Origin of the sequence: Streptomyces clavifer, from assembly GCF_036345975.1 — a bacterium.
Taxonomy (GTDB): Bacteria; Actinomycetota; Actinomycetes; order Streptomycetales; family Streptomycetaceae; genus Streptomyces; species Streptomyces clavifer.
The window spans coordinates 445,320-455,846 of record NZ_CP107794.1; the positions used below are offsets into that span (position 1 = coordinate 445,320).

At 67.4% G+C, this 10,527-nt stretch carries 8 protein-coding genes and 1 pseudogene; 5 read left to right on the forward strand and 4 right to left on the reverse strand.

Translation table 11 applies throughout. From position 1 onward, the window contains the following. Window positions 1–94 precede the first annotated feature (94 nt). Window positions 95–1,492: a DNA-binding protein gene (locus tag OG927_RS35710; protein WP_124283551.1), complete on the reverse strand. Its 1,398-nt coding sequence runs from the start codon at window positions 1,490–1,492 to the stop codon at window positions 95–97. 137 nt (window positions 1,493–1,629) lie between these two features. After that, window positions 1,630–4,092, reverse strand: coding sequence for a helicase associated domain-containing protein (locus tag OG927_RS35715; RefSeq protein ID WP_330319450.1), 2,463 nt, complete (start codon window positions 4,090–4,092; stop codon window positions 1,630–1,632). Window positions 4,093–4,696: 604 nt separating this feature from the next. On the opposite strand from OG927_RS35715, the gene OG927_RS35720 reads away from it, so the two are divergent. From OG927_RS35720 to OG927_RS35740, 5 genes and pseudogenes are all read left to right on the forward strand, one after another. Continuing rightward, window positions 4,697–4,846 carry a hypothetical protein gene (locus tag OG927_RS35720; protein WP_164494258.1) on the forward strand — a complete coding sequence of 50 codons (150 nt, stop codon included), beginning with the start codon at window positions 4,697–4,699 and terminating at the stop codon, window positions 4,844–4,846. Between the two features lie 374 nt (window positions 4,847–5,220). Further along, a complete protein-coding gene (locus OG927_RS35725; protein WP_164494257.1) occupies window positions 5,221–5,769 on the forward strand; it encodes an RNA polymerase sigma factor in 549 nt (182 codons plus the stop codon). Further along, window positions 5,766–5,987: a hypothetical protein gene (locus tag OG927_RS35730; RefSeq protein WP_330321282.1), complete on the forward strand. Its 222-nt coding sequence runs from the start codon at window positions 5,766–5,768 to the stop codon at window positions 5,985–5,987. The genes OG927_RS35725 and OG927_RS35730 overlap by 4 nt, the downstream gene beginning before the upstream one ends. Before the next feature lie 140 nt (window positions 5,988–6,127). Further along, window positions 6,128–6,376: a hypothetical protein gene (locus tag OG927_RS35735; RefSeq protein ID WP_330321283.1), complete on the forward strand. Its 249-nt coding sequence runs from the start codon at window positions 6,128–6,130 to the stop codon at window positions 6,374–6,376. A 203-nt stretch (window positions 6,377–6,579) separates the two neighbouring features. Continuing rightward, window positions 6,580–7,155, forward strand: a pseudogene (locus OG927_RS35740) (pentapeptide repeat-containing protein); the annotation flags it as partial. A gap of 259 nt (window positions 7,156–7,414) precedes the next feature. Here OG927_RS35740 and OG927_RS35745 read toward each other — a convergent pair. Beyond that, window positions 7,415–8,035, reverse strand: a complete 621-nt coding sequence (locus OG927_RS35745) for an SMI1/KNR4 family protein (RefSeq protein WP_124283547.1) — start codon at window positions 8,033–8,035, stop codon at window positions 7,415–7,417. Window positions 8,036–8,206: 171 nt separating this feature from the next. Then, window positions 8,207–8,416, reverse strand: coding sequence for a hypothetical protein (locus OG927_RS35750; RefSeq protein WP_124283546.1), 210 nt, complete (start codon window positions 8,414–8,416; stop codon window positions 8,207–8,209). Between the last annotated feature and the right edge of the window lie 2,111 nt (window positions 8,417–10,527).

Below are 10,527 nucleotides of genomic sequence, written 5' to 3' on the forward strand. Positions count from 1 at the left end.
CGCTCCCGCCGACAAGCATCGTCGTTTTCAGGGTTTCTGCCACAAACGAGTGCTGTATCAGTTAACAGCCGATGCGCCCGGGCCCACCTTGATCTCAGCCGTCCTCTTCCTGCCCGCCTGCCGTCAGCATCCTTCTCAGTGTCCCGGGGGACATATCCGCCCACCGGGCCACCTCCTCCAACGGAACCCCGCCGTTCACCGCCGCCACCGCGGTCCGCTTCCAGGCCGCCTCGACCAGACCAGCACTGTGACCGAGGCCTTGCAGCAGCTGCCGGGCGACCTCGGCGGTCGGCCCGCTCTGCACGCCGCGCAGCTGCAGCAACTGCTCCTCGGCACTGCCGATGAGACTGCCGATCCGCATCCGCTGCTCAGCCGGCACCACCGTCCGCCACATCGTCCCCGAACCGGGTGCCTTCTTCTCCTTGCCCAGCACCCGCAACTGCCCCGCCATCGTCACCGGCTGATACTCCCGACGCAGCCACCAGGGGTCGTTGTCATATCCGGGAGGCCCACCGGCCCCACGGCGCAGCCGGATCACGCTGCCCATCCACGCGATCAGCGGACCGCCATGGTCCGCCGCAACCAGAGGCCCCAGCCACTCCCGCCCCACCCGCTCACCGAGCCGACGGCAGAACAACCCGTCGACGGGCAGCGCCCGCGGCTGCCCGGCCCCGCTGTCCACCCACACCAGTTCGCCCATGGCCGGATCCAGCAGCGCGTCGGCGACCGCCACCACCTCGGGGAAGACCACCGCGCCCCGCCCCACGATCCGCCACCACTCCAGATCACCCCCGGCATCACCGCCCGCGACCTGATGCAACCGCCGCGGCCAGACCTTCTCCCGCTCCCAGTGCAGGGCCTGCTCCCACCAGCGGGTCACCACCGCGTGCGCCAGCGCGAACACCCGCTCCGGCTGGGCCCCCGCCCGCACCGCGCGCCGCGCCACCCCCACCCACCGCCGCTGCGCCGCGGCAACTTCCGGCAGACACCGCACGTCCAGGTACTCGTAGGGCTGGTCGGCGTCCGCGTCCAGCAACCACCTCCCGTGCCGGACACACACCCGGGACCAGAGAGGTGAGTACCGCACCACCCGCACGACCGTCCCCGTACGCCGGGCGGTGCACAGGCGGCAGCCGAATGCCACCGGTCCGGCGACCGTCCCCCCGGTCCGCCACACCGCCGCCGGCACTCCGCCCTCTTCGGCGGGCACCTTGGCGTCCTGGTGTCCCCAGGACGGCAACGCCCGCGCCAGCACGTCTTCCTCGACGCCGCACAAGCCTCCCAGGAGTTGCCGGCCGGCTGTGTTCAACAGCACCTCGGCGTCTGCCCGTGCACCCCCGCCGTCGTGCCGGGGCTGGTGGCTGTGCCACTTCCAGCAGGACCGCAACGCCTTCGCTTCCAGCCCGTAGCGGCTCGCGATGCGGCAGATCAGCGACGAGGTCGTCTCCCTCTGCAGAGGAACTGTCGACAGGAGGCCGGGACGAGGGGTCACTCCACCACGCTCTCGCGTTCACCGGCCTTGGCGGGCGTTCTTCACAGTACTTCCGTGTGGCTCTCAACCCATCAGCGCCACGCACCGCCGAGCTGGCAAGCCCTCGCACCACGTCCCACCATCACCAGGGTGGATAGTCACTCGGCGTGCGGTGGGACGGGCCCGGGTCCGGCCGTGGTCCGGGTGGTGAGGCCAATGCCGGCCAGGAGGCGTTGCTGACCGGGGTGCAGATCGTGGTACCGGGTGTGCTGCCGGCGCAGCCAGGCGCGCTGGACGGGAGTGAGGCTGCGGGAGTGATGACCGGTCCCAGGCCGGGCGCCGGTTTCGCTCTGGTCGTGGATGCGCTGCCAAGAGCGCTGCCACGCCAGGCTCCAGGCCGGGCACCACCACGGATCGAGCGCGCTCAGAGCTTTCGCGGCGGCCGGCGAAGGCGCGCCCCGGCGGGCGTTGTCACGGGCGTGCTGGCGTTGTCGGCGTAGCCATTGTCCCAGGTGGAAGCCATCATGGATGGTGCCGGTCGCCGCGGCGAGTGTGTTGTGGACCGCGTGATACCAGCGGGCGTGTCCCAACGCGGTGGCGTAGTCAGTCCCGCTCTCGGTGGGCCGGGTAGTGGCTTCGAGAGCGGCGGCTGCGGTGATACCGATGCGGGCGAGGAGGTCCTGCTGTTCGGGCAGGAGCGTGTCGTACCGGGCACATTGGGTGGTCAGCCACGTGGCGACCTTGCTGCCGGTGCCAGGAAACCCCGCCGCCGCGTTGAGGACCTTGCCGTCTTGGACACAGGCGCGAGCCTGATACCAGGAGCGTTGCCATTGCAGTGACCACGGCGGATTCCACCACGGGTCGATCGCCAAGAGTGCCAGCGCCCCGGGGGAGTGGGTGCCGTGACGCTGCTGGTGGGCTCGGTCCTTGCTGCGCTCGCCGGCCAGCCACTGCCCCAGCCTGTGGCCGTCCTGGACCGTGCCGGTAGTCGCGTGCACCAACGTCCCGTGAGCCTCCGCGAACGCGCGCGCACAGCCAAGAGCGCGCTGGAAAGAAGCAGCCCGGTGCTTACCGGGGCGGGCCACCCGTACGGCCTCACAAGTAAGGCCGATACCGGCCAGCAGACCCCGCTGCGCGGAGTGCAGACTCTCATAGCCGACGCACTGCTGGTAGAGCCATTGACCCAACCCGAAGCCGGTGGTGGGGAAGCCGTGTTCGGGCCGCAAAGCCCCGCGGGCGCGGGTGTGGTGCTGCGCCTGGTAGTAGAAGCGCTGCCACGTCACAGGCCACGGCGGCCGCCACCAGAGATCCAGCGCCTCGAGTGCCGCGACGTTTTCGGGCGGCAGCGCAGCAGATTCACGGTGATCGGACAGCCACCGGCCCAGGGCGAAGCCGTTGAACCAGGTGCCGATCGGGACGGCGAGGTGGCCGTGGACAGCGGCATAAGCACGGGCATGGGCCAAACCGGCCGTGAACGCCTGATCCGAAGTGTGCCGCAACCCCAGACGCTGCCCCCCGCCGCCCGCAGCCTCCTCCCGCCGGGCGGCAGCACCGCGGTAGACGGTCAGCTCACGGGCGACGCTGCGAGGCCGGTGCGCCGTGCGCAGCTCCCACAGACTCCCGGCGGCGGCCGAGCCCGCACCAGCCCGTACACAGTGCTGCACCCAGACCAGCAAAGGGCCCACCGAAGCCGAGGCGATCCGATCAAGCAGCCACGGCCGTCTCAACACCCGCGCCAACCCAGCAATGAAGGCAGGGGTATGAGCCAGCATGTGGGGCAGATGCCCGCCGGTCTCAACGAGCAGCCGCTGCCTCACGTGTGCGCCGGTGAGGACCCGGGCCAGGGCAACCGTCTCCGGGTAGACAACCGCGTCCCGCACCAAAAGCCGCCACCAGCCCGCATCTGCCCCCGACGGCGCCATCTGACGTACCCGATCGGGCCACTCCTCCTCCTCCGGCCACTGCTGCGCCCACCAGGAGACGATCACGGCGTGAGCGACCTCGAACGCCCGGGCCGTGTCCGGACGGCGCCGCAGCAGGTGCAGGTGGGACCGGTGCGCTGAAAGCACCTCGGGCAGACCCGCCAGGCCGATCTGCTCGGTGCCCGCCGGCGCGCCGTCGACCCACTGGGTGCCGAGCATCCAGCGCCGGTGGCGCGGGCAGACCCGGGTGTGCGGCTGCAGATACAGCCGCGCGGGCTTGGCCCCTCCGGTGCGCGCTGACGTACACAGCCGGCAGCCTTCCCCCGCGGCCGGCACCACAGCTCCGAAGCGGAACCGCCCCGCCGGACCCGCCCCGTCCGGTGACAGGGGCTCATGGGCGGCCCAGGCGGGCAGAGCCCTTCCCAGGACGCTCTCGGACACGCGGCAGAACGCGGAGACACGGGCGCGCGCTTCGGCGTTGAGGTACACCTCCCCGTCCGTGCGGAAGCCCCTGAACAGTTCTGTGCCGTCCTGGAGCAGCGGCGGGATGAGGTCTTTGACGCCAAGGCGGTAGCGGTCGGCCAGCCGGTCCAGATACGAAAGGTTCGTCTCACCCTGCAGCGGCGCGAGCCGCACCAGCCCTGGCTGTGTCGTAGCAGAACGCGACGCCGGTGCCGACAGCAGAAGGGAGGCAGGCATCAGCGAAGAGACCGATCTCTCAAGGGGCCCGGCCGCCTGAGCGGTTGAGCTCGCGACGAGACGGACGGATCCGGACGAACATAAGTGACGGCTCCAGCTGGCGGACGAGCCCTGAGTACGGGATCGACCGGCATATCGTGATGATGCCGGACAACAAACGCGTTGCGCAGGTCAACTGAAGGAGCAGACCAGCCTCTGCTGCTCGCGGCCCGCACGGCGAACCAGCACCCTGTGACCGGCCGGGCGGCCTGAACAGGCTCCAGCAGCTCCGCGACCGCGGCATCCTCCCCCCGGCGTCCCCCCCGCCTGACCACCGGCCGATCCGCTACGCCGCTTCGTGCCGGTGTGCTCTGCCGCCTCACCACTGCACCCATGACGTGTCGTCCAGAAGCTGCTCGGTCGGGAAGGCCTGCGCCGAGCAGGAATTCCACGACGCCAGCGTCGTCGTGGACCCTGGGCGGCAGCAGCGTAGCGGCGGCCCGTGGTCGGCGGAAGGGTGATGGCCATTCAGGCGTCCGCTTTCACGTTGGTTCGCCGTGTAGGTCATCGGAGGGCACACGCGCTCTCCGGAACACGGCAGTCCCGACACCTCGGAGGAAACCCAGTGTCCAGCAACGAGCGCACGCCCATCGCGATCGCGATGATGGGCGCGGCCTTTGCCGCCTACCTCGCAGTCTCCATGCCGTCCCTGATTCCGGCCCTCACCCTGGCCGTAGCCGCTTTCGTGGCGCTTTTGCTGTTTCTGAAGCTGTAGTTCCCGTGCTCAGCGCTGAGGCCTTCGGCGCCGCGGCGTGTGACGTCAGCTCCCTCGGGTCCTGACGCCACACGCCGCCGCGCCGGACATTCGAATCCCTTGTGGAGACCTGCTCCACGACGGGCGCACCCTTCCCGGCTGCGCAGACCCGCCAACCGCAGCCGGTCGGCACCCTGTTGAAAAATTTCGTCGTGAGGCGTCCGGATCCGGAGCCTTCTGGCGTGTAGGTGTGTGAAGGCACTGCCTTCACCGCTGAAGATCCTCGCCGAGAAGGGAGCTGAGCCCATGGCTTGGCCTGAGATCCCATGGAGGGACGGTGTGCGCATCGCCTGCCACAGCACGCCGTGGCAGGCGATGCGCTGTCGGAGGTCCCCGTGACCGATGAAGCGTGTCCGCCCACTTACGACAGTGACCCCAACAATCGGTTCGCTACCCTGCGGCGCCCTCTTTTGACGGCGGCCAGGGCCACATCATCTGACCGAGACTTCGCCGAAGACGCGGTCCAGATCACTATGGAGAAAGTTTATAAACGATTTCCCGAACTGGGGCACATCAGCGACACTCGACTAATCCACTACAGTCGCAAGGTTCTGCACCATGTGATCGTGGACGAGTTTCGAAAGAGTGGGAGACCCTCGATCACCCCGATGCCCCCAGAAGATATTCCTGATGCAGCATCTTCTCTCGGAATTCCGGAATCTTTTTTGGTTCTTGAACTTCGCGCCAAGATTTATGCACTTATTTCTGATCTGCCTGAGCGTATGCGCGAGGTCGTCAATCTCGCCATCGTGCGGGAACTTCCGCTGGATCAGGTAGCAGGAATGATGGACGTCGACGTGGGGACCGTCCAGAAGTACATCAGGACGGCGCGTCGACGGTTGGAGAAAGCAATGGTTGAGTCATCTGAGGAGGTGTCAGCATGAGCAGCTGGAAGTTCGGAAAAGAGCAGGAAAAGTTCGCCCGTCTGGTCCTGCTGGACCTCATTGACCAGGCATTGTGCAAGGAAGCCGTCTCGGGTGAGGTCTCTGACCTGCCCGGGAACCAGGGGGTTGGCCTTCGGGCCGGCCCCCGGCCGGGGCGTGTCCGCTGGATGATTCTGAGACTCTTCAGATTACCCAGCTCCTTGATCGTCGCCAGCTGAAACGTCTCGTTGAGCTAGACGCACTGCTCGAGAGAGATGCGAAAGATGAAATCAGTTCTGCTGAGCTTCGGCGAGTAGCTGAGATTGTCGAGTCTCTCGGCGATGACAAAGGTGCTTACCTGTGGTGGAAGAGAGCTGCTGTGTCCGGTGACGAGGACGCAAAATGCTATCTAGAGATTCTAGACGAGGAGTTGGAGGTGCGTGATTATCCAGGCGAGGACATTCCTCTCGACGTGCAGAAATCGATTGCGCATCTGATGTCCAACTCCTTGATGCATTTCTGCATTCGTGAGCGAGAAACAGGAAACGATCTCAAGGACGCATTTGAAGAGATCGAAAAGTTTCTGGCGAATCCTGATCAGGTTGCGGATGGGGGAAGGCGTATTTAGGCGACTATCTCTTTGGTGATCCGTTCTCTTTGACGGGAGAACCGGCGAGAACTTCAGCGATGCGGCGGCTACCGAAGGCGAAACGGTAGCCGCCGCAGCACGTTCCGCCCGAGCCCCTGAGCCGGCCGCTGGCTTCTGCACCAACCACCACCACGGCTGGCCGTACAGCCCTCGGGGCATGCGGGCGCCCCTCAGATCCTGCCAACGTGGCGGTGTTCAGTGCCGGCCACGTCGGACCGGCACAGCTGGCACCGGTCTACCGGGCGCTGCGCAAGTCGTTCGAGGACAGCAAGAACGAGCCGGGGGCGGCGGACTTCTACTACGGCGAGATGGAGATGCGCCGCCATGACCGTGAGGGCACCACTCGCACCGAACGCGGGCTGCTGCACGGCTACTGGGCCCTGTCCGGGTACGGCCTGCGTGCCTCGCGGGCCTTGTACTGGCTCGCTGCCACCATGCTGGCCACCGTGGTGCTGCTGATGGGCTTCGGGATCGCCCAGGACTCCCCGAAGCAGGAAGCGACCGGGACCGTCCCGGCCGGCGGCGGCAAGGTCACCTTCGAGATCGACAAGGCCGATCCACAGAACCCGAAGGGCGACAGGTTCAACGGGGAGCGCTTCGAGAAGGCATTGAACGTCACGCTCAACTCGGTGGTCTTCCGCTCCTCCGGGCAGGACCTCACCACCACCGGCACCTACATCGAAATGACCTCCCGACTGACCGAACCCATCCTGCTGGGCCTCGCGGTCCTCGCGGTCCGCAACCGCGTCAAGCGCTGACCACCCTGCAGCGGTGGTGGGCGCCCTCGTGAAGGAAACCGGGCGGCGCTGCGCTGGCCTCTGAGGGTGTTGCGGCGGCCGCTGGGCCACCCGTGATGCGGTCAGGCACCCCAGGGCCCCCGGGGCGTCCCAGCGCCCTCCACGGGCCTCACGGACGCCATCTACATCCGCAGGTCGCGCACTGTCATCACGGCGGCGCATCGCACCAGGACACCGTCGGAACGGAGCACGAAGCGAGTCTGCTGACCGCCGCCCGCGGCTAGGCCGCTTCTTCCGGATCATCTCCCGGAGGACCGGCGAACCAGGAACGGCCCTGGGTCCAGTGGATCACCCATCCGGTGAAACCAGGGGTGCCCGGCATCGGGGAGGTGCTCGGCGAAGTACCGAAGGGCACCGCGCCGTACTCGTCGATCAGCCAGACGTGACCGCGCTGCGGGCCGGTGACGACCAGGTGCCAGTACATGCCGCAGCCGTCGGTGCCCAGCAACAGGGAGCCGTGGTCGAACACGGCGTCCATCCGGGCCTCGAGCTCCTGCTCCGACAATGCCTCCTCGTCCTCCTCGTTGGTCTCCCACATCCACGTCGACCTGAGAGGAAACGGCTCGGCGAGCAGGCGCTCGGGGCGGTCGGAGCCCCAATCCGAGGGCGTCTGCGCGAAGGGCAGCAGACCGTAGTAGGGCGGCCCGGCCCGCAGGCCGTCGCAGACCTCCGCCACGAACGTGCGGTATGGCTCCGGCAGGAGGATGCCGTGCTCCGCCTCGAAAAACCGCACCGCCTCCCAGCCTGCCGGCAGCGACGCCTCGGGACGGGGCGCGAAGATCTCACGGAGGGCGGCCAACTCGGCAGGGTCGCAGGTTTCCGTGTTCATGCCGATCATCATGCAAGATCCGAAAGGAACGGCCTAGCCGCTGCCCGCGACTGGCCGCTGCTCACGGCACGCACGGCGAACCAGCACCCTGCGACCGGCCGGCCAGGCCTGGACAGGCTCCAGCAGCTCCGCGACCGCGGCGTCCCCCCGGTATTTCACCCGCCTGACCACCGGCCGGACCCGCTACGCGGCTTCGTAGCGGTGTGCTCTGCCGCCGCGCCATTGCACCCACGCCGCGTCGTCGAGCAGCTGCTCGACGTCGGGGAGGCCGGCGCGGCGCAGGAACTCCACGACGTCGTGGTCGTCGTGGGCGAGACCGGCGATCTGCCCGCGGATGGTGACCCGCCGTCCACCGGTCGCGGAGGGGCGGTGGACGGCTATCGGCGCGTTCATACCCCAGCGTGCGCCAGAGCCCCACCCCCGGCATGGCAGTCCTGGCCTCTGGCTCGGGTGCAGACACACGGCGGGTCGCGGTAGGGAGCCCGATACGACCCTGGCCCCGACCGGTCGGCCAGGGCCAGGACCACGGCCCCGGCCACGGAGTGATCCTGCGAGCAGGCCCCCTCCGCCCCTCCGCGGACGGTGGCGTCAGACGCGTGTCTGGATCCAGAAGGCGCTGTAGGTCACGAGGATGCCGCCCACGGTGGTGGCCGCTCCTCGGACGAGGTAGACGCCCGCTTCGTTCCTGAGCCGGCGGAGTCGATGTCGCCAGCGTCTACGAGGGCCTTCCGCAGGCTGGCCTGTGCCTTTAGGCTCGTGGTCGGACATGCGCTGTTCCTTATGTAGTGGTGATGTCCTCTGCAGACGGCTCCCTGCCCACCAGGGGGCCGTCGCCGTTTCGGGCGACGTCCACGCCGTTGTCCACCCACCGAGACATTTGCGGCTCAGTAAGGCGTCCGACACCAACGAAACCACCCCTACACCCCCTCTGACCAGCGAAAACGGCATGTTGTTCAAACATGGATTCCCATGTGGAAGCTGGCAATTAACGTGCTGGTCTGAGTCGATTCGAGGGAAAGGGCAGTAAGAACGAGCTGACATGGGGTTCAGTAGGTCTTTGTGTGGTGTCATCTCACGCAGAAGCGAGCTTTCCTGTGTCTAACTGCGCCTATCCGTGGCAGAGTTGCTAGATGCCGAGAATGTTACGAATGCCCGGTAAAGACGTGCTGCCACCCGGCCCCAAGCGGGAGCTTGTGAACGAGCTCTTCGTTCACTACCGGGAAGCCGCACGTCCCTCGCTCCCACGGATCGCCACTCTCACCAGGGACATGCCCGGCTGTCACCCGGTCAGCAGGGAAACGATCCGGCGCCTTCTTACCGGCACAACCACCAGCCAATGGGTAGTCGTCGACGCCCTCCTACGTGCCCTGTGCCAACTACAAGACCGTGACCCCGACGGCCGGCGCTGGGCCAAGCCAGACGACCACTGGGAAGAAGACGACCCGGCGACCTGCCGCGAATACCTGCGCCAGTTATGGAACAACGACATCGATGACCTCGAAGCGAACGAGACGCCGGTAGTTCCTCCTGCCGCTCCGGCACCGCCGTCCTCCGGTTGGGGTGGCCCGTCACCCACTTCAGGCTGGGGCACCCCGCAGTCAGCCGTACCTGCTGCCCGGCAGGTCCCCGAAGGCGACCCCTGGGCCGATTCTGCTACTCCTGCCAAGCCACCCCCTCAGACTGGCTACAGTGACGAACCCCCCTTCTAACTTCCACGCAGGTCACAGAGTCTGCTCCCGCGCACGCGGGGATGGTCCCATCACCCAGCTCGTCCAAGACGTCCCCGTCACCTGCTCCCCGCGTATGCGGGGGTGGTCCTGGCCGTGATGCCGGCCGACTGCGTTGCCCGGCATCTGCGTTTTCTCTGTCTTTTCGGGGCTCCTGGAAGTGCTTGAGCGTCTCCAGGGGCCCCATGGCGAGGGGGGTTGGGTAGTCGGGGTGCCGCGGGGTCGCAGGAGGGTCTGTGACCCCGCGGGAGGGGGCAGTGTCCGCGTGAGCCCGGCCGGTTCCGGCACGGTCGGGGGTGGGGTGTGCGGTAGCCGTTCCGGGCGTGCCGGAGTGCGGTAGGGGTGGTGTGGGCTGGCTCCAGTCTCTAGCTACACCCAAAAATGATGCACCCCCTTCAAATCTGCCAAAGGTACATGGTGCATCAGGTGGTGAACGGTGGGGGTGGGTGGTTCCAGAGTTGAGCTACGGTCAGATTTTGATGCACCCTCAAACCGGCCCCCGCCCGGAAAGGCCGGGCCTATGTCCGGGGCACTCTCACGACGGCCCCGGACACCCTCTCACCTAGCCAGCCCGGCGTAGCCGGTGGGGGAGGGAGCGCAGCGGACGACCCCCGCATGGAGCGCAGCGGAGTGCGGTGAAGGGTTTCTGCGAAGCGGGAATCCTGGTTCACGCGGAGCGTGAATTCGAGGGTAAGCGAAGCGCACCCTCGGAAAGGGCGCAGCCCCTTTCCGGCTTCGCGGAGCGAAGCCGTTCGCTTGCATATCGCGCAGCGATAT